This window comes from Streptomyces sp. NPDC002795 (assembly GCF_042888725.1).
Classification (GTDB): domain Bacteria; phylum Actinomycetota; class Actinomycetes; order Streptomycetales; family Streptomycetaceae; genus Streptomyces.
In genome coordinates, this window is sequence record NZ_JBIAQB010000012.1 from 44,759 (window position 1) to 62,704 (window position 17,946).

A 17,946-nucleotide genomic window follows, 5' to 3' on the forward strand; every position below is an offset into this window, starting at 1 on the left:
CTCACGGCCTCAGCGTCACGCCGAAGCTCCGCCCGTACGCGTGGTGCGTGTCGACGTCGATCCGGGTGCCGCCCGGCACGGCGGTGACGCGCACCGCGTCGTCGCCGCTGGCCTTGCGCAGGCGGCGGCCGCGCAGCACCAGCGTCACCGCGTCGCGTTCGGTCGTCGGATCGGACACCGAGACCGTCACCTCCCGCCCCACCCGGCGCACGAGCACGGACGCGGGTCCTTCCACCGCGAGCCCCGCCACATGGTGCTCGCCCCCGGTGAAGGTGTTCATACCCGTGAGGCCGAGCCCCTCGTGGCCCACCGCCTGCGACCGCGGGGTGTTCGCGAGGACCCGCACCCCCTCGTACCCGCGCACCACGGCCTCGGACGCGTTCGGCAGCAGCGCGTACGCGAAGGAAGCGGGCTTGGCTCCGGACGGCTGCTCGACCGCCAGCGAGAACACCTGCTTCGTCACCGCCGTGTCCGGGTTCGACGTCCGTACCACCCGCCGACTCCGCGTCACCGTCTCCAGCCGCGCCTTCGCCTCCGGCCCCGCAAGGCGTACGTATCCCACGGCCGCGCCCCGCGTCCCGTCCGCCCAGCGCACCCAGCCGTCGCCCTCGGCCACGGTCACCGCGTCGCCCGCCGGTGCCACGCGCGCGTCGACGGTCGTCGTGACGGCCTGCCCACCGCCGGGAGCGTCCCCGACGCCCGCCGCGAGCACCACGATCTCCTCGTCGAGCAGGAACCACGACTTGGTGGCCCGCGCGCTCCGGTACGCCACGAAGTCGTCCGGCAGCAGCCCCGCCCGCTTGTCCCGCCACGGCACGTCGTCGGACGCGACCCAGCCGACGGCCCCGTACACCCCGTCCAGCACCGCCCCGCCCGAGTACGCCTGCGTGGCCGTCGGGAAGTACACGTACTTGTTCTGCGACTCGGACGACGCGGTGAACTTCAGCGGGTGGTCCGGGTTGTCGTAGAAGAGCTTGCCGTCGTACAACTCCGGGACCGTTCCCCGGTGTTCGACGGGCGCGGTCACGCCCGCGAGCCCGTACGGGGAGACGGTGGTGAAGTAGTCGACGCCGAAGGACCGGGTCTGGTCCTGCCCACTCAAATACAGATAGTGGGCGCCGTCCCCCTGGAACCAGGGCATCAGGTTCTCGCCGCTCATGTACTCGTACTTGCTGATGCGCCGCGAGCTGCGGGACAGCGTGAAGGCGTATCCGGGGCGGCGGTGCACCGTGCGGTCCATGGCGTTGAAGGCGACGGAGCGGGCCGGCGGATTGAGGTCGGTGGCCGGGACGGCGGAGTCCGCGAGGATGTCGGCGTAGCGGACGATGCTCAGCGGCGAGACGAACGTCGCCGGGTCGAGACCCGCCTTCGAGGTGGCCCGAATGTGCTTCACGTACTTCTTGAGCGCGAGGGCCTCGTCGCCGCTCGACAGCGAGGCGAGATCGACCACGGCCTCGACGATCGTGGCGGAGTCGGTGTACCCGCTGCCCGTCCGCGACACGGCCCGCCCCTTCACCGCCTCCATCATCCAGCCCTCGAAGATCAACGGCGCGAACCCGTCGCGCACCCACCGCTGAACCGTCGGGATCAGCTCGTCCCCGTACGCGAACCCCGTCCCGTCGAGCAGCTTCAGCGTCTGGATCACGCGCGTGAGCAGCCCCTTCCCGTACGAGCCCGTGTACGCGACGGAGGAGTGCTGGATGAAGGAGCCGTCGGCGTAGTGCCCGTCCGTGACGCCGTGCTCCAGGTGATACGGGTCGATCGTCGCGAAGACGGTCAGCTGGTCGGTGAGGGCCTTGCGGATGCGGGCCTCGTCGCCGGTCAGGGCGCCCTGGAGGATGCGGTTGGTGGTGATGTCGGCGAGGTTGGCGCCGGTGTGGAAGCGCGAGTCGAGGTCGACGTCACCGTCCTTGCCGCTGCGCAGATAGGCGTCCATGGAAGCGATGTACGTGGCGGTCAGCTCGGCCGACGCCGCGTCCCCGAGCAGCACCAGTGTCCGGCTGACGTGCTGCGAGACGCCTATCTCCCAGGTGAACCAGTTGCCGTAATAGCCCTTCGACTGGTCGCCGTAGTACCGCTCGTGCAGCCACTCCAGCGCGTCGACGACACGGCCGTGTACCTCTGGACTCCCGTACAGGTCAGCCGAGATGCCGGGCGTACGCGTCGCCAGCGCGATCTCGTACACCCGCTGGTACGTGGTGTTGAGGTTCGGGTCGCTGCTGCCGAGCGGCACGCCCTTGAACAGCTCGCCGTCCCCCGAGGCCGCGTCCATCGCGGCGAGGTTCGTGCGGGCCGTCCTCTCGATCGCGGCGAGCTTGCCGGCGGTCTCCTCGCGGGCGTTGGTCGCGGCGTTACCGGCGAACATCTCGGTCGCATTGGCGAGCAATTGCTCGGCCCCATCGGCGAGTCGAGCGGCACTCGCCCACTGGGTGGGCACAGCCGCGAGCACCCCGCTCGCGGCGAGGACACTCAGCAGACGTCTACGGGTGATCTCCATCGGTCGTCCGTCCCTCCGTCGTTCGCCCACGATCGGCACGCGCGGCCGGAGTCAAGCAGAGTGGAAGATTCCGAACAAGAGCCGCCACCTAGTACGCCAGCCGCGTCACAGCCCGCGGGCGCCACCCCGCCGAACGGGCGAATTACCTGATAGACCGTCAATCATCCGGCATGCCATAACGGGAACATAAGGGACACAGTTCTACCGTCGCGATCATGTCCAAGGTTGGAAGACTCTCTCGCTTGCGCCCGCTGGTCGTGCTGGCGGCGGTGCTCGGCCTGCTGCTCGGCTCCCAGGCCCTCGCGGCGCCGCTCGCCGCGGCCGCCGACCCGATGAGCTCGGTCGGCGTCACCAAGACCAATGATGCCGACGGGCCGCTGGAGCCCGGTGACGAATTCATCTACACGATCAGCGGCCAGTGCTCCGGCCTGGACGTGGACTGCGTGAACTTCACGGTCACCGACACCCTGCCGGAAGGCCTGGAGGTGACCAGCCTTCCGAAGTCCGACAGCACCCGTGATGTCACCTACGACGAGGCCACGCGGCAGCTGACGATCGTCTACAAGCAGCCCCTGCAGAACCCGGAGGGCGAGACCGGTCTGCGGGCGGGCCAAGCGGGCTCGGTGGAGATCGGGATGCGGGTGCCGGCCGACACGCAGATGGAGGACGGCACCACCGTCACCAACACCGCGCAGGCCGACGCCGACAACGCCGACCCGAAGACCTCGGACTCCGACGTCACCATCTCCATCCCGCGCGTGGTCAAGCCGGTGACGACCAAGGAGTGGGAGGACGGCTCCGCGGTCGCGATGAGCGGCGAGGAGTCCACGATCAAGCTGAACGTGCGCAACAGCTCCTCGTCCTCGGCAGAGGTCACCGAGCTGTCGGTGTCCGACGACACCGAGGAGACCTTCGAGTACTTCGACTTCACCGGGGCCACCGTGACCGCGTTTCCGAAGGGTGCCGACCAGGCGCACCTGGTGGTCACTACGGCGGACGGACGGACGCACACCGGTGCCACCATCACCGAGCCCGGCGAACTCCCCATGCCCAGAGGCGTGGACGAGGGTGACGTCGTCGGCTTCGAGGTCGTCTTCACCAACAGCGACGGCGACCCGCTGCCGTACGACGAGAACGGCGGCACCGTCGAGGTCGGCATGAAGCTGCGGGACACCAAGCGCTCGGACGGCTCGAAGCTGGAGCCCACCGACAAGATCACGGTCAACAACTGTGCGACCCCGTCCGCGAAGGAGACCACGGACGGCGACGTCGACGGCGAGCAGGCCTGCGACACGTACGACATCCTCCCGGACATCCTGAACCTGGAGACGAGCAAGAAGTACTACGCCGACACCAACGGTGACTTCTCCCACGGCTCCAACGAGCACGCGGTGATCGGCGAGAACTCGCCGGTCAGCACCGAGGTCGACCTGGCGAACAAGTCGCCGTTCAAGGTGAAGACGCTGACGATCACCGAGCCGGACGCCGACGCGACCAGCGAGTTCGACAAACTCGACGTCGACAAGGTGCGGCTGCGCTTCCCCGAGGGCGCGACCGAGGCGAAGCTGACCGTCACCTGTGAGGACGAATCCACCCGCACAGAGACCTACACGGAGAACGCGACCTACGAGGTCCCTGACGACTGCAAGCAGATCATGCAGGTCGAGGTCGTCTACACCGGCGTCGACGCCGACGGCAACCCGTCCATCGCCGAGGGCGCCACCGCGGGCCTCGACCTGCACGGCACTCTGACCGATGACGTCGACGCACAGGACGTGGCCGACGGCGTCAGCAACTGCGCCGGTACGGAGGGCGACGCGGGCCGCAGCGACGGCAGCGGAACCGCCTCCGGCAGCGCGTGCCAGAACCTCGTCGTCGAGAACCCGGCCGGCGGCGGCAGCGGCGTCAAGAACGTCAGCCAGACGGACGTCCCGCCGGGCCAGCCCATCGACATGCAGCTGAAGTTCACGAACACCGGCAACCTGCCGCTGAGCGACGTGGTCATCACCGACCCGTCCGCCGACGCGGACGGCAAGCCCGGCAGCGCCAGCCCCTTCGACACGCTGGAGATCACCTCCGTCTCCGTCTCACCGTCCGACGCGCCGGTGACCCTCCAGGTGTACGACCCGGACACGGAGGCCTGGGTCGACTACGAGGGCGTGGACGCCGCCGTGCTCGCACGGGCCACCGGCGTACGCGCGCTCTACAACGACGAGATGGCGCCGGGCGACAGCGTCACCATCAACGTCACCGGCGAGCGCCGCGAAGGTGTCGAGAACGGCGAGACGTTCCAGAACTGCTTCTCCGTCACGGCGAAGGACAGCCAGGGCGGTGACGTCAACGGCAGCGACTGCAGGACCCTGGAGACCGGGCCCGCCGCCGACGGCGCCTCCCTGAACAAGGCGATCTCCCCCGGCCAGCTGCCCGAGTACGTCGCCGGACTGCCCCGCCAGCACGCGGACATGACGCTCACCGTCCGCAACACGGGCAACATGTCGGCCAAGTACCTGAAGATCGTCGACCAGGACGACGACTTCTTCGACGCCGTCGACCTCGTCGGCATCAAGTCCAACCAGATGCCGGCCGGGGCCAACCGCGTACAGATCGACGCGTACGTGAACGGGGAGTGGGTCGACGGCACCCCGTCGGCCGATGCCGCCCTGCCGTCCGGCGTGAACGCCGCCGACGTCACCGGCATCCGCGCCACGTACACCTCGACGAGCACGACCAACGACGGCTACGTGATCAAGCCCGAGTGCCGCGACAACAGCTGCTCCGGCATCCTCGTCCTCGACGTGAGCCCGCGGCCCACCCTGCGCAGCAACGGCGAGCCGATCCCGGACCACCTGGAGGACACCGCCACCGGCCAGTTCCTCACCAAGGTCGAGGACGAGGACAAGCCCCGCGACATCGACCCGGTCAACGCCACCCTCGACCTGGTCAAGGGCGACCCCAAGATCGACGTCGACAAGACCCCGGACACCGTGCTCTCCCCCGGCGAGGACGCCCCCTTCTATCTGAAGGTCACCAACACCGGCACGGCGAACGTCCCCAACCTGGTCGTCAAGGACGACCTCCCCGAGGGCATCGCGTTCGACGACACCTTCGCGGGCGACAACGGCGAGCCGTACAAGATCATCGACAAGAAGGAGCCGGACGGCACCGTCGCCATCCCGACGCCCGTCTTCTCGCAGACCACCGAAGGCGACCGGGTCTCCGGGCTCACCTGGGACTTCTCCAAGGACGACGAAGGCAAGGCCTGGAACTTCCCGCCCGGCGGCAGCTTCACCATCGAGATCCACGTGAAGCTGGAAGCCGGCATCCGCGCCGACGAGTCCGTCACCAACACGATGGGTGCCACCTCGACCGACCCGGACCTGGCCTGTGAGGACGCGAGCGAGGCGGAGGAGAACGGCGCCATGTTCGGCTCCGGTCTGTACTGCGTCGACGACGCGAGGCTGACGGCCAAGTCCGGCGCCGCGTTCAGCGCCCGCAAGTGGGTCTCCGGCAACGACGCCCTCGGCTGGTACAACACCAAGACCGGCGAGACCGTCGACGTCGGCGACGACTCCTGCCTGATGACGACCGACTCCACCGGCCGCAGGTACACCGCCAACCCGTGCATCGCCCTGGTCAACCCCGGTGACCAGTACCACTACCTGATGCGGCTGCGGAACGCGGGCACCGAGGACGGCACCAACATGCGCATCATCGACCGGTTCCCGGTCCAGGGCGACAAGGGCGTCATCCTCGACCAGGACCGCGCCACCGCCTGGGACAAGCGGCCCACGCTCGCCTCCGAGCCGCAGCTCGACGGCACAAGCCCCGGCCAGATGACCACCACGTACGAGAACGACGAGCCGCTGTGCACCGACGACCTCGACATGGGAGGCGCCGGTTCGAGCGCCGACCGGTGCCCCTCCGGCACCTGGGACGACGCCTACAGCTCCAAAGCGGTCGGCGCCGAAATGGACCTGACGTTCCCGCAGCCACTGGCCCCCGGCGGCACCGTCGACATCACCTACGCGATGGACACCCCGCTCGACGTCGCCCACAACGGCGACCCGACCATCGCCTGGAACTCCTACGCCCACAACGAGACCACCGACCGCGCGGGCTCTCCGCGCGTCCTGCAGAAGAACGAGCCGATCAAGGTCGGAGTCGCCCTCGCCTACGGCAGCCTCCGGCTGGTCAAGCACCTCGGCGACCACCCCGACCAACTGGACGACGGACTGCGCAAGGTGCGCTTCCCGTACCACGTCACCTGCACCATCCGGCCCGAAGGCGGGATCCCGAGGGTCGTCCTCGACAAGGACTACCGGGTCTCCGCGAACAAGCCCGTCACCATCGACGGCATCCCGGCGGGCGCGACCTGCCGGGTGTGGGAGACCAACGCGCGGGGCGGCGCCACCAACCATCCGAAGTCCGACCCGGTGGTCGTCACCATCGAACCGGGCTACGGCAAGGAGACGGTGGAGACGTCCCGGATCTCCAACACCTTCCAGTTCGGTGAACTGCGGCTGGCCAAGGCCCTGGACGGCGACGCGGCGGACTACGCCGAGGACCGCACCTTCAAGGTCGAGGTCTCCTGCGCCCTCCCCGACGAGGCGGGCAATCCGACCGACCGGATCCTCACCAAGACGTACGACGTCACCGCGGGCGAGCCGGTCACCATCAAGCCGCTCCCGGTCAACTCCCAGTGCTGGGCCACCGAGGTGGACACGGGCGGCGCCGACGAGGCGGTCGTCGACCACGGTTCGGCCGACAACCCGGCCGTGATCGTGGCGGACGGCGCGACGGGTGACCCGGCGACCATCAAGGCCACCAACACCTTCCCGGCCGGCGAGATCAAGGTCACCAAGCACGTCGTCAACGGCGGCGCGGGCCCGTACGACTTCGGCCTCACCTGCACCACGGACCAGGGCGACGTGCCGCTCTCGGCGGACGACAGCGCCTTCCAGCTGAAGGACGGCGAGACGCGCACGGTCAGCGTGCCGGACGGCGCCAAGTGCATCGTGACCGAGACGGACGTCCCGGCCGGCGACACCGTCACCTACGAGACCTCCGACGGCGGCGACACCGGCGAGGTCACGGTCGACGACACCGCCTCGGTCCACGTCACCAACACGTTCCCGGAGTCCGGCGGCACCGGCGGCCACGACGACGGCGGCGGCCACCTCGCCGACACCGGCTTCCGCGACTGGACCCTCCTGGGCGCCCTCCTCACGGTCCTCGCCCTCGCGGCCGGCTTCACGGTCCGCGCGATGTCCCGCAGGGGCCGCGCCTGACCTAACCCGCACAGCAAAAAGCCCCGGGCCGCTGGCCTGGGGCTTCTTTGTGGAGCGGGTGACGAGAATCGAACTCGCGCTCTAAGCTTGGGAAGCTCGGGTGATCTAGGGGGAGTTGGGCGTCTGACCTGCGAGGGAGCGCCTTAACGCCCCCTCGTGGCGGCCGACTTCATGCCTGCCGTTCCCCGTGGTTCCCCGGTCGACCTGGCACGGATGTGGCACAAACTTCGTAGCCACTGTGGCTTCAGCGGTCGTGATCGAGCCTGCTGAATGCCGGGTTCCCCCTGTACACATGCACTGCGGTGCAGCTCATGCTTCGTACATTACCTACGCAGTGCAGGCGGCATTGCGGATCGACTGGTGAGTTGGACGTGCTGGCGTCCATACACAGGGGGACTTTCATGCGTATTCGTACGGCCGCAGCCTCTGCTGCTCTGGTCCTGTGTGCTGTCCTGGGCTCGGCGGCCTGCTCGGCTTCCTCTGACAGCGCCCCGTCGTCTGGAAGCTCGACATCAGCCGAGAAAGAGTCGAGACAGCATCAGTCAGGCAAGAGCAAGCCTGAGGTTGATCCTTCCAAGTGCGCTACCTCCGCCGACAAGATGCCCAAGGGGTGTGAGGTCGACGTTGATGTCTCGGAAATCTCTGAGGCCACGCCTGCTACAGAGGCACCATCGACCAAGTGACCGACCGTGAGTGGCCCGACGTGACATTCGCGCCTGCTCAGCCCACCGCCCAACCCCAGCTCCCATCCCGTCCGCCGTCGACCCACACGAATGTGGAGCGGGCGTGGCCCCTGGTGTCCAGGTGGAGCGCGCCACTGTACGAACGACCTGGACACCAGGGGCCATGCCTGCTCGGCTTTGCCTGGGTCGACGGTGGACGGGATGGGAGCTCCTCGCAACCACCCGCGGACCCGCACCCGACAGCGTTTCCCCCTCCCCCCGGTGCCGGTGCGCCCCCGCCGGAGGCATCGTCTTTGACCGTGGCCGGTGTGCGTCGGGTGCTCGGCCCATGATCCCGGCCTAACCACACGTGGGCGCGCGTCGGCGCAGCGCCCGTAGCGCGGGCCGAAGGCATGAGCGCGAAGGGCAGCGGAGCCGGGAAGCGCGCCCGGCGGAGCGGAGCGCAGCCGGTCTTGATGAGGTAGAGAAACCTGTAACAACCCCTGGAACCCGGCTGGTTGAACTAGGTTCCTGCCGATCCGGCGTCTCGTCCGCGATCCGTGAGGAATCGGTCCAGCAGGCGGATCGCCATGTCGTGGTCGTAGGAGCGGGCCAGATCGATGGGGCTCTTGCCGCCTTCGGCCGTTGCGGCAGGGTCGGCGCCGTAGGCAAGAACGATCGAGGTCAGAGCGCTGTCGATCGGTTGTCCCGACTGAAGAGCGGAGTCGCCTTCCAGATCGATGGCGTGCATGAGGAGAGTCAGTCCGCAACACACTTCGTTCACGTCGGCCCCCTCGTCGAGGAGGCGGGTGAGTGTGGCGTGGTCGCTCATCTCCACCGCTTGGTGGGCGGGCGTACAAGGGTTCTCGAACTCGTTGGTACTCACCATGACTTCACGGACGCGTTCCTGACGGCTGATCAGTGGCCAGGAGACGGCTCGTGAAGCCTTCGTTGCACAGCCGCGCGTACGCCTGGATCACGTCGTCCGGCACGGGCTGGCTGATCATGAAGCCCTGTTCCGGGTAGATCAGCAGCCGCTGAAGGGCACCCACGAGCATGTCGATGACCTTGTGGGCGTCTCCGATGGAATCGACGTATTCGCCGAGCGTCATCGGGGTGGAAGCGCTGAGGATCTCGACCTCGGGCCACAGCTTCCGGGCCGTGGCGTACGCGCGCCTCTCCTCGTACGGCTTGCTGATCAGAAGCACGGACGAGACGGGGATGCCGGCCGTTTCGAGCACGGCCTTCGAGAAGCGGATGTTCTCGCCGGTGTTCCTCGCCTGAGGCTCGACGAGCACGGCGGAGCTGGGCACGCCGAGTTCCAGCGCCCGCTCTCGGTAGTGGATGGCTTCGCCGCGCGGCATGAGCTCGCGCGTGGTCGGGCTGGTGGCTCCGGTGAACACAAGCAAGGGGGCCAAGCCGCGGTTGTAGAGGTCCACCGCCGTGTCGGCCACGCCCAGGTCGTGACTGCCCAAGCCGATCGCGACCGAGCAAGGCCTCAGGGTGTGGCCCATCTGGTGGTAGTCCCACAGGTGTCGCGCGTCGTCCCATGCCTGCGTCGAGATCATTACTGCCCCTTCTCGCCCTTCGCGGAGTCCGGGACCTTGAAGTCGTACTCCCAGGCAAAGCGCGAAGCCGCGTGCACACCGATGGCGAATTCGACCACTGTGCCAGAGGCGGTGTAGGTCGTTCGATGCAGCTCTACGACAGGCTCGCCCGGCGGGAGCTGCAAGAGCTTCACCTCGTCTGATGAGGGCGCCCGAGCGAAGATCTCTTCCTTCATGTGGTCGATCTCGTACCCGGCGTCGTAGAGCACCTTGAAGCCGCCGCCGCGACCGGCGGGGCCCGGAGTCGGGTCGACGATGCGCGTGCCCTCGACGTGTTCGGGCCGGTAGTAGCTCGTGAGGGTGTGAGTCGGCTGGGCGCCTTCCTTCACGACCCGAGCGCGCGCATAGACCTCTGCGCCTTCAGGCAGGCCGTGAGCGGCCGCGACCAGTGGCGGAGCTTCGACGCGGCTCACCGTTTGAGTCTGTTCGTTCCGGCGGTAGCCGCGTCCTGATGCCACCCGGTCCGCGATGAACGCGACCTCGTCGCTGTCACGCCACTTGGCCTTGTCGTATCGGGCAGTGCCGAGCCGCTTGAGCGGCACTTGCTCTCGCACGACGGTGCCGTGCCCGCGAGACGAGGTGACCAGACCTTCGGCTTCAAGGGCCTTGTACGCCTGGTGGACGGTGGACTTGGAACCCTCGCCCTGATCGACCAGTTCCCTGATCTGCGGCAGCTGTTCACCAGGCGGGTATTTGCCCTGCTCACCCCGCCTGATTTCTTCAGCCAGCTTGTCCGCCAGCTCCCGCCACTTGGGCGCCATTGGGCGACTCCTCTCGACCAGTCCAGTCAAACACAGTCCCAGGACTGTTGACAGTCCCAGGACTGCGGGTCATAGTCATCTCAACGGGTTCGCAGTCCTAGGACAGCGAACGGGAGGGCCTTCTTTGGGCTGCTCCAACGCATCGAGTCAAGGAGTACTGCATGCCGTCCTTCAAGATCGACGTTTCGACCGCCGTTGTATTCGTGGCGACCGCGCCTGAGCCGAAGCTGGTGAACAAGAAGACGGGCGAGCGGGCCGTGGACCGTGAGACGGACGCGCCGCTGTCGACGGTGGGTCTGCTGGTCTCGGACGAGGGTGACGGGAACCTGTACCAGGTGACCGTGCCGGAGACGGGTCTTCCGGAGGGTCTGGCGCCGGGCATGCCGGTGAAGGTGATCGGCCTGAAGGCGCGGGACTGGGAGAACACCTTCAACGGCGAGAAGCGGCACGGCATCGCCTTCCGCGCGGTCGCGCTCACCACAGGGGCCTGATCATGGCCGACCTGACCATGTGGCTGGAGGCGACGGGCGCCCTGGCGGGTGCTGGTGGCGTCGGCTACGCCAAGGTCCGTGCGCCGCGCGTGTACTGGGGGATGGTCGGTCTGCCGATGGCCTGGGGCCGGTTCTCGTTCTCGTACAAGAACACGATGGATGTGTGCGGGCTGACGGTGCAGCCGTCCGGCCTGCGGGCGTTCATGTCCCGCCGGATCGCCCGTGGTGAGGTTCAGCCGGTGGCGCCGAAGATCCGCCGGGTGCGGGGCACCTCGACCGGCCTTCGGGTCACGCTCCGTCTGCCTGCTGGCATGGAGCCCGCCGATATCGCGGCGGCCTCCGAGCGGCTGCGGCACGCCTGGGGCGTCCATGCGGTCCACGTCCGCCCGACCAAGCCGGGCTATGTGGAACTGCGGATGACTGGCTTCGACCTGCTCAAGCGGGTCCAGATGCCGAAGAAGGCCGCGCCGCACGGCCTGGTCGTGCCGGTCGCCATTCGGGACGACGGGAGCGTGTACGAGCGGAACTACCGCGAGATCCCGCAGGCGCTCACCCTGGGCGCGAACCAGTCCGGCAAGTCCATGTATCAGCGCAACCTGATCAAGGGGCTCGCTCAACTCCGGGTCGCGCTGGTGGGGATCGACTGCAAGCGCGGGGTCGAGCAGAACCGCTATGCCCCGCGACTGTCCGCCCTGGCGACCAACCCCGATGACGCTGCCTCGCTGATCGATGTGCTGGTTGCGGAGATGGAGGACCGCTTCGATCTGCTGGCCAAGCATGGTGTCTCGGACCTGTGGGAGCTTCCCGAGGACCTGCGCCCGGCGCCGATCGTGGTCCTGGTCGACGAGATCGCCGAACTGTTCCTGATCTCCTCGAAGAAGGATGAGGAGCGTCGCGAGCGGATCGTCACCGGCCTGATCCGGCTTGCCCAACTGTCCCGCTCGGTCGGTCTCTACCTGGAGATCTGCGGACAGCGGTTCGGCTCCGAGCTGGGCAAGGGCGCGACCATGCTCCGCGCTCAGCTCACCGGCCGCGTGGTGCACCGGGTCAACGACAAGCAGACGGCCGAGATGGGGCTGAACGACGTGGCCCCGGAGTCCGTCCCGGTGGCCTGCACGATCCCCGCCGACCGGCCCGGACAGGCCGTCGCCGCTGATGCCTCCGGCGGCTGGGGCCGCATCCGCACCCCGCTGACCACCGTGGACGAAACCGTGGCTGTCTGCCGCGAGTTCGCCCACCTGATCCCGGACCTTCCGGCCCTGGAGCCGTTCCGCCCGGCGAGTGCGCCGGTTCCCGCGTCGATGATCCCGCCCCGGCCGACCACGGCTCCCGCGATCGGCTGACGCTCCCTCCACCCCGGTTGGCGTGACCGCCTCGCGCCAGGTCCCTACCCCGCCCATGCCTGATCCGAGAGAGGAACCACGCTCATGTGCTCGACCTGCGCCGACCTCACCATCACGTCCGCCCTCATCTCCGATCTGAGCGAGTACGCCAACCGCCCGGACGCCGACCCCGAGTTCGTCGCGGTGACCGCGTACGGCCTGGCCGTCGCCCTGTTCGGCGCCTACGAGCCCGCGCTGTACCCGCCGCCCGGCCACGGCTACCCCCGCGCCAACCGCTGACCGCCTGTCCGGGCCCGACCCCCGCTAGGAAGTGATGACGGTGAACCGCTCGATCCGTCTGGACGCCGTGCTCATCCAAGCCGTGATCGCCGGAGCCCTGTCCTTCTCCCACCTGCACGACCTGGCCGAAGCCGCCGGACAGTCCGGCTGGAAAGCCTGGGCCTACCCGATCAGCGTCGACCTGCTCTTGGTCGCGGCCTGGCGCCGACTGCGCACCGCCCGCGGTGACCGTGCGGCGTGGGCCTGGTTCGTGATCGCGCTGTTCGCCTCGCTCGGGGCCAACATCGCGACCGCCGGTCTCCTCGACCTCGGCCACGTTCCGGCCTGGCTGCGCATCGTCGTCGCCGGATGGCCCGCGCTCGCCTTCCTCGGCGGCACGCTCCTCGTGCATACCCCGGCCGCGGAGCCCGCTCCGGAGTCGACCGAGGAACCGACCCCGGTCGACGTGCAGCGTGCCGAGCCCGCGCCCGTACTCGACGAGCGCCCCGAACCGGCCGAGCCTGCCGAACTCCCGGCCGCCGACCCCGCCCCGGCCCCGAAGCCGGACCCGGTGAGCGTTCCGCCGGCACTTTTGGACCACGCCCGAAAGCTCGCCGACAAGCACCACGCGACCACCGGCACCCCGCTCCCGGCCGCCAACCTGCGCGCCCAACTCGGGCTCCCGGCACCGGTCGTCGACTCCATCGCCGCACAGCTCCAACTCACCTGACCAGGAAGGAGCACCACCCATGACCGCCTATCGGCGCTTCCGCAACGTCCGCAAGTTCGGCCCCGTCCAGGTCGCCACCTTCTACGACGGACGCGGCCGCGACCGCCACACGGCCGCCTGCACCGCGCCCCGCTGCGACTTCTCCACGGAGTACAACGACCGCTCCGCCGCCGAACTCGCCGCCCGCACACACCGCTGCTCGGCCTAGGAGACCTCATGGACGTCCCGCTCTGGCTCGCCGTGATCGTCGTCGGCTACCTCGGCATAAGGCTCACCCGGCCGCCGATCTGGCTCGTGGTGCTGCTCCTGATCGGCGGCTACCTCCTCGCGCACAGCTTCCTCGGCCCCGCCGTCGGCTCCCTCGTCAACTAGCCCAGATCAGAAAGGAGTCCGCTCGTGTTCACGCCGAAGATCCCGGTCAACGACCAGCCGACCGGCCAGACCATCCCGCTCAGCGGGGCCATCGTCGGGCATCACCAGACGACCCCGGCGCCCGTCCCGGTCGCCTCCGCACGGCCCACGGTGCAGCTCACCCCCGGCTCGCTGGCGCTGCTCGTCGGCGGCGGAACGGCTGCGGTCCTCGTGATCGGCACCGTGCTCGTCTCCATGCTCCTCGCGGTCGCGATCACCGCCGGATCGCTCGCGATCGTCGCACTCGTCGTCCGCTCGCTCATGAACCAAGAGCGCAAGTAACACCCTCCGGGGCGGCCTCAACCGCCAAGTCTCCGCCGCCCCGGACGGCTCCACCCCTCCAGATCCAACGGACCCGAAAGGGAAGTCTCATCATGGCCCAGCCCACCCCTGCCCGCTCGCGCGTCTGCCGAGACTGCGACGGCTTCCCGACCGTCGCCGTATCCTCCGGCCTCGGCCGCGACCACGCCGGACACCTGCACGTCATCAAGGCCACCTGCCGCACCTGCAAGGGCCTCGGCCGTACCGCCCCGGCCCCGCTCCTCGTCTCCGCCGGACGGTGAGCGCATGACCGACGCCGCCACCGTGGCGGGCCTGGACCCGGCCACTCTCGCCGATGTGCTGAGGGTGGCCGGGTCCCCCGGCTTCGACCGCATCCAAGACCAGATCCGCCGCACCGGCGGCTGCTCCGACCCCATCCACCTCCAGGGCTCGACCGTCACTCGCGACCGCGCCACCGGTCAGGCCCTGTACTCGTACTCGACCGACACCGAGCCCGGCGGCAAGCTCCGCATCGCCTGCGGCAACCGCCGCGCCTCCCGCTGCCCCTCGTGCGCCTGGACGTACGCGGGCGACACCTACCACCTGATCCGCGCAGGCCTCGTCGGCGACCCGGCCAAGGGCACCCCGCCCACGGTCCGCGAACACCCCCGCGTCTTCGCCACACTCACCGCCCCGAGCTTCGGCCCGGTCCACAACCGGCCCGGCACCCGGCCCTGCCGCTGCGGCACCCGACACCCGGAAGACGCACCCGAGTTGGGCACCCCGCTCGACCCGGCCACCTACGACTACGCGGGCGCGGTCCTGTGGAACAACCACGCCTCCGAGCTGTGGCGCTACTTCACGATCTACCTGCGCCGTGAGATCGCCGCCCGCGCAGGCCTGACCCAGAAAGCGGCCAAGGAAGAGTCCCGGCTCTCCTTCGGCAAGGTCGCCGAGTACCAAAAGCGCGGCGCCATCCACTTCCACGCCGTGATCCGCTTCGACGGCCCCGAAGGCCCGGACTCCCCGCCGCCGCACTGGGCCACGGTCGATCTCCTGACCGACGCGATCCGCGCGGCAGCTGCTCGCGTCCGCGTCGACCTGGAGGCGTCCGGCGACCAACCGGCCCGTGTCCTGTGCTGGGGCGACCGCCTCGACGTGCAGACCATCAAGGCCTTCGGAGACGGCTCCGAGATCACAGAGGCGGCGGTCGCCTCCTACGTGGCCAAGTACGCCACCAAGGCCGCCGAGACGACGGGCACCGTGGACCGCCGCATCGGCAACAAGGAAGCCCTGCTCCTCCTCGACGTGCCCGACCACCCGCGCCGCCTCATTGAGGCCTGCCTCGACCTCCACCACGCCTACCCGGACCGCAAGCTCCGCGACTGGGCCCACATGCTCGGATTCCGCGGCCACTTCTCCACCAAGTCCCGCCGCTACTCGACCACCCTCGGCGCCCTGCGCCAGGTCCGCGCCGACTACCGCGCCGCTCAACACCGCGCCGCGCTCGGCCTGCCCGACCCCGACGAGATCGACGAGGGGACCACGCTCACGCTCGCCCACTGGTCGTACGCCGGGCACGGTCACACGCCCGGTGAGTCCTGGATCGCGGCCAACGTCCGCCGCGACATCGAGCAGAACCGACAACTGTCCCGCGAGGAATGCGCCAACTCGACCCAGGAAGAAGGGGAGTAGACCATGAACGACCGCTACCTCAGCGTCACCCAGGTCGCCGAGATCCTCGGCACCACCGTCCGCTTCCCTCGGCGCCTGATCGAGGAACGCCGCATCGCGTACGTGAAGGTCGGCCGCCACGTCCGCATCCCCGAGAGCTCCGTGCGTGAGTACATCTCCGCCCACACGGTCGAGCCTCGCAAGCGTTCCCGCGCTCGGTACGGGAGGGCTGCCTGATGGCGAACGACAGGGGCAGGCGGCGCCGGTTCGGAGCGATCCGGAAACTCCCCTCGGGGCGTTACCAGGCGCGCTATCCGGGGCCTGACGGCGTGATGCGCCCGGCGCCGTACACCTTCGAGACCTCGAACGATGCTGACGACTGGTTGGCCGAGAAGCAGACCGAGATCAGGCGGGGCGACTGGACCGATCCCGATGCGGGCGGGGTCAGCTTCCAGGCGTACGCCGACACGTGGCTGAAGGATCGCGAACTCAGCGTGCTCACCGTGGACCTGTACCGGCGGCTGCTCGACAAGCACCTCTTGCCGACCTTCGGTGAGGACGACCTCGACGAGATCACCGCGCCGCGCGTCCGGTCCTGGCGCACGGACCAGCTCGCTACCGGCTCCAAGGTCGTCACGGCCAAGGCATACCGGCTGCTGAAGGGAATCATGGAAACGGCGGTCGACGACGAGCTGATCAGGCGCAACCCGTGTCGGATCAAGGGTGCCGGTGCGGAGAAGGCGGCGGAGCGTCCCACGGCCACCGTTGCCCAGGTCGACGCCCTCGCTGAAGCGGTCGGGATGCGCTGGCGTCTGATGGTCTACCTCGGTGCCTACGGCCCGACCCGGCCCGAGGAACTGGCGGGACTTCGTCGCCGTGACGTTGATCTCGACGCGCTGAAGATTACGGTGCGTGTCGCCGAACCGGAGCGGGTCAACGGCCGCCGTGCGCCCGGCGAGACCAAGTCGGACGCTGGCATGCGCACGATCTACCTGCCCGCGTTCCTGGAACGTGAGCTGCGGTGGCACCTTGAGTCGTACGCCGAAGAAGGGGCCGATGGTCTCGTCTTCGTCGGTGAGCGAGGGGCCGCCTTCCGCCGGAGCACCTTCGGCCGGCACTGGCGCAAGGCCCGGACAACCGTCGGCCTGCCGGAGCACTTCCGCTTCTACGACCTGCGCCACACCGGGCACACCCTGTCGACCCGATCCGGCGCCACGCTGAAAGACACGATGGTGCGTGCCGGGCAGTCCTCGGAGAAGGCCGCGATGATCTATCAGCACTCGGAAGAGGGGCGGCAACAGGAGGTCGCGGGCATGCTCGACCGGAGCGTTCGGCGGGCTCGCAAGGCTGTGGCACGGAAGCCGGATGATCAAGCTTCTGGCACGGATGTGGCACGCGACGACTGAGCGAATCCGCACAGCAAAAAGGCCCGGGTCTCTGACCTGGGCCTTAGCGTTGGAGCGGGTGACGAGAATCGAACTCGCGCTCTAAGCTTGGGAAGCTTATGTTCTACCATTAAACTACACCCGCGCGGTACGGCCGTTGAGGCGATCCGTACTGGCGACACTGTACCCCATGCCGGGCCCCGGGCGCTGAAGCCTCCGGGGCCCGGCTGCGTTGTGGGGGATGGAAGTGACTGCGGGTGAAGGGAGTTGGAGCGTACGGTGGGGAGTCCGGCCGAAGACGATTCACGTCGGGGTGCCGCCTGGATTGGCGTCCCTTTCATCCCGTAATGTTGCTTTCCGTCGTCGGTCAGGAAACTGGCCCAATGGCTCCGTGGGGAAGGGACTCCGGGACTTGATGGACTCGATGGATCGCACCGTCGTCCGATGTGCCGAAGGGCACGTGTTCAGCACCGCTTCGTTCCCGATGCAGCAGGCGGACCGCCTCGGTCCCAGCCGGCTTATTCGGTGTCCGCGGTGCGCGCGACTTCGGCACGCCGTTCCTGTGGGACCGGACGAGC

The 17,946-nt window shown here is 68.8% G+C and carries 16 protein-coding genes and 1 tRNA gene; 12 read left to right on the forward strand and 5 right to left on the reverse strand.

Going from position 1 to position 17,946, the window contains the following annotated elements; translation table 11 throughout:
- Position 1 precedes the first annotated feature (1 nt).
- Positions 2 to 2,497, reverse strand: coding sequence for a polysaccharide lyase family 8 super-sandwich domain-containing protein (locus tag ACFYWS_RS31505; RefSeq protein ID WP_389282108.1), 2,496 nt, complete (start codon positions 2,495 to 2,497; stop codon positions 2 to 4).
- 215 nt (positions 2,498 to 2,712) lie between these two features.
- On the opposite strand from ACFYWS_RS31505, the gene ACFYWS_RS31510 reads away from it, so the two are divergent.
- Positions 2,713 to 7,785 (forward strand): DUF5979 domain-containing protein, encoded by a 5,073-nt coding sequence (locus tag ACFYWS_RS31510; protein WP_389282110.1) that lies wholly within the window; start codon positions 2,713 to 2,715, stop codon positions 7,783 to 7,785.
- Positions 7,786 to 8,970: 1,185 nt separating this feature from the next.
- Here ACFYWS_RS31510 and ACFYWS_RS31515 read toward each other — a convergent pair.
- The 3 genes from ACFYWS_RS31515 to ACFYWS_RS31525 all read right to left on the reverse strand — a co-directional run bounded on the left by ACFYWS_RS31515 (position 8,971) and on the right by ACFYWS_RS31525 (position 10,815).
- The gene (locus ACFYWS_RS31515) at positions 8,971 to 9,279 is read right to left on the reverse strand and encodes an ankyrin repeat domain-containing protein (RefSeq protein WP_389282112.1); all 309 of its coding nucleotides are present in this window, start codon (positions 9,277 to 9,279) and stop codon (positions 8,971 to 8,973) included.
- A 61-nt stretch (positions 9,280 to 9,340) separates the two neighbouring features.
- Complete coding sequence (locus ACFYWS_RS31520) at positions 9,341 to 10,015, reverse strand: YdcF family protein (RefSeq protein WP_389282113.1); 675 nt, start codon at positions 10,013 to 10,015, stop codon at positions 9,341 to 9,343.
- Positions 10,015 to 10,815 (reverse strand): GntR family transcriptional regulator, encoded by an 801-nt coding sequence (locus ACFYWS_RS31525; protein ID WP_389282114.1) that lies wholly within the window; start codon positions 10,813 to 10,815, stop codon positions 10,015 to 10,017. The genes ACFYWS_RS31520 and ACFYWS_RS31525 overlap by 1 nt, the downstream gene beginning before the upstream one ends.
- Positions 10,816 to 10,976: 161 nt before the next feature.
- Here ACFYWS_RS31525 and ACFYWS_RS31530 point away from each other — a divergent pair, with 161 nt between their 5' ends.
- The 11 genes from ACFYWS_RS31530 to ACFYWS_RS31580 all read left to right on the forward strand — a co-directional run bounded on the left by ACFYWS_RS31530 (position 10,977) and on the right by ACFYWS_RS31580 (position 17,389).
- Complete coding sequence (locus ACFYWS_RS31530) at positions 10,977 to 11,306, forward strand: hypothetical protein (RefSeq protein WP_389282116.1); 330 nt, start codon at positions 10,977 to 10,979, stop codon at positions 11,304 to 11,306.
- Positions 11,307 to 11,308: 2 nt separating this feature from the next.
- Positions 11,309 to 12,649 carry an FtsK/SpoIIIE domain-containing protein gene (locus ACFYWS_RS31535; RefSeq protein WP_389282117.1) on the forward strand — a complete coding sequence of 447 codons (1,341 nt, stop codon included), beginning with the start codon at positions 11,309 to 11,311 and terminating at the stop codon, positions 12,647 to 12,649.
- An 84-nt stretch (positions 12,650 to 12,733) separates the two neighbouring features.
- Positions 12,734 to 12,928, forward strand: a complete 195-nt coding sequence (locus ACFYWS_RS31540; RefSeq protein ID WP_389282118.1) for a hypothetical protein — start codon at positions 12,734 to 12,736, stop codon at positions 12,926 to 12,928.
- Between the two features lie 34 nt (positions 12,929 to 12,962).
- The gene (locus ACFYWS_RS31545; protein WP_389282120.1) at positions 12,963 to 13,637 is read left to right on the forward strand and encodes a DUF2637 domain-containing protein; all 675 of its coding nucleotides are present in this window, start codon (positions 12,963 to 12,965) and stop codon (positions 13,635 to 13,637) included.
- Between the two features lie 19 nt (positions 13,638 to 13,656).
- Positions 13,657 to 13,845, forward strand: coding sequence for a mobile element transfer protein (locus tag ACFYWS_RS31550; RefSeq protein WP_389282122.1), 189 nt, complete (start codon positions 13,657 to 13,659; stop codon positions 13,843 to 13,845).
- A gap of 8 nt (positions 13,846 to 13,853) precedes the next feature.
- Positions 13,854 to 14,009 carry a hypothetical protein gene (locus ACFYWS_RS31555; RefSeq protein WP_389282124.1) on the forward strand — a complete coding sequence of 52 codons (156 nt, stop codon included), beginning with the start codon at positions 13,854 to 13,856 and terminating at the stop codon, positions 14,007 to 14,009.
- A 24-nt stretch (positions 14,010 to 14,033) separates the two neighbouring features.
- Positions 14,034 to 14,330 carry a SpdD-like protein gene (locus ACFYWS_RS31560; RefSeq protein WP_389282126.1) on the forward strand — a complete coding sequence of 99 codons (297 nt, stop codon included), beginning with the start codon at positions 14,034 to 14,036 and terminating at the stop codon, positions 14,328 to 14,330.
- A 92-nt stretch (positions 14,331 to 14,422) separates the two neighbouring features.
- Complete coding sequence (locus ACFYWS_RS31565; RefSeq protein WP_389282128.1) at positions 14,423 to 14,611, forward strand: hypothetical protein; 189 nt, start codon at positions 14,423 to 14,425, stop codon at positions 14,609 to 14,611.
- Between the two features lie 4 nt (positions 14,612 to 14,615).
- Positions 14,616 to 16,004: a replication initiator protein RepSA gene (repSA, locus tag ACFYWS_RS31570; RefSeq protein WP_389282129.1), complete on the forward strand. Its 1,389-nt coding sequence runs from the start codon at positions 14,616 to 14,618 to the stop codon at positions 16,002 to 16,004.
- 3 nt (positions 16,005 to 16,007) lie between these two features.
- Entirely contained in the window at positions 16,008 to 16,220 is a 213-nt protein-coding gene (locus tag ACFYWS_RS31575; RefSeq protein WP_389282131.1) for an excisionase family DNA-binding protein, read from the forward strand.
- Positions 16,220 to 17,389 carry a tyrosine-type recombinase/integrase gene (locus ACFYWS_RS31580; RefSeq protein ID WP_389282132.1) on the forward strand — a complete coding sequence of 390 codons (1,170 nt, stop codon included), beginning with the start codon at positions 16,220 to 16,222 and terminating at the stop codon, positions 17,387 to 17,389. The genes ACFYWS_RS31575 and ACFYWS_RS31580 overlap by 1 nt, the downstream gene beginning before the upstream one ends.
- Before the next feature lie 50 nt (positions 17,390 to 17,439).
- Here ACFYWS_RS31580 and ACFYWS_RS31585 read toward each other — a convergent pair.
- Positions 17,440 to 17,513: transfer RNA gene (locus tag ACFYWS_RS31585), tRNA-Gly, on the reverse strand.
- Positions 17,514 to 17,946 lie beyond the last annotated feature (433 nt).

Excerpts from the sequence above, each read along its gene's own strand:
- ACFYWS_RS31580 (WP_389282132.1), top strand. The coding sequence starts at position 16,220 with ATGGCGAACGACAGGGGCAGGCGGCGCCGGTTCGGAGCGATCCGGAAA.
- ACFYWS_RS31525 (WP_389282114.1), bottom strand. The coding sequence starts at position 10,815 with ATGGCGCCCAAGTGGCGGGAGCTGGCGGACAAGCTGGCTGAAGAAATC.
- ACFYWS_RS31520 (WP_389282113.1), bottom strand. The coding sequence starts at position 10,015 with ATGATCTCGACGCAGGCATGGGACGACGCGCGACACCTGTGGGACTAC.
- ACFYWS_RS31545 (WP_389282120.1), top strand. The coding sequence starts at position 12,963 with ATGACGGTGAACCGCTCGATCCGTCTGGACGCCGTGCTCATCCAAGCC.
- ACFYWS_RS31535 (WP_389282117.1), top strand. The coding sequence starts at position 11,309 with ATGGCCGACCTGACCATGTGGCTGGAGGCGACGGGCGCCCTGGCGGGT.
- ACFYWS_RS31510 (WP_389282110.1), top strand. The coding sequence starts at position 2,713 with ATGTCCAAGGTTGGAAGACTCTCTCGCTTGCGCCCGCTGGTCGTGCTG.
- ACFYWS_RS31540 (WP_389282118.1), top strand. The coding sequence starts at position 12,734 with ATGTGCTCGACCTGCGCCGACCTCACCATCACGTCCGCCCTCATCTCC.
- ACFYWS_RS31550 (WP_389282122.1), top strand. The coding sequence starts at position 13,657 with ATGACCGCCTATCGGCGCTTCCGCAACGTCCGCAAGTTCGGCCCCGTC.
- ACFYWS_RS31565 (WP_389282128.1), top strand. The coding sequence starts at position 14,423 with ATGGCCCAGCCCACCCCTGCCCGCTCGCGCGTCTGCCGAGACTGCGAC.
- ACFYWS_RS31575 (WP_389282131.1), top strand. The coding sequence starts at position 16,008 with ATGAACGACCGCTACCTCAGCGTCACCCAGGTCGCCGAGATCCTCGGC.
- ACFYWS_RS31555 (WP_389282124.1), top strand. The coding sequence starts at position 13,854 with ATGGACGTCCCGCTCTGGCTCGCCGTGATCGTCGTCGGCTACCTCGGC.
- ACFYWS_RS31530 (WP_389282116.1), top strand. The coding sequence starts at position 10,977 with ATGCCGTCCTTCAAGATCGACGTTTCGACCGCCGTTGTATTCGTGGCG.
- ACFYWS_RS31505 (WP_389282108.1), bottom strand. The coding sequence starts at position 2,497 with ATGGAGATCACCCGTAGACGTCTGCTGAGTGTCCTCGCCGCGAGCGGG.
- ACFYWS_RS31515 (WP_389282112.1), bottom strand. The coding sequence starts at position 9,279 with ATGAGCGACCACGCCACACTCACCCGCCTCCTCGACGAGGGGGCCGAC.
- repSA (WP_389282129.1), top strand. The coding sequence starts at position 14,616 with ATGACCGACGCCGCCACCGTGGCGGGCCTGGACCCGGCCACTCTCGCC.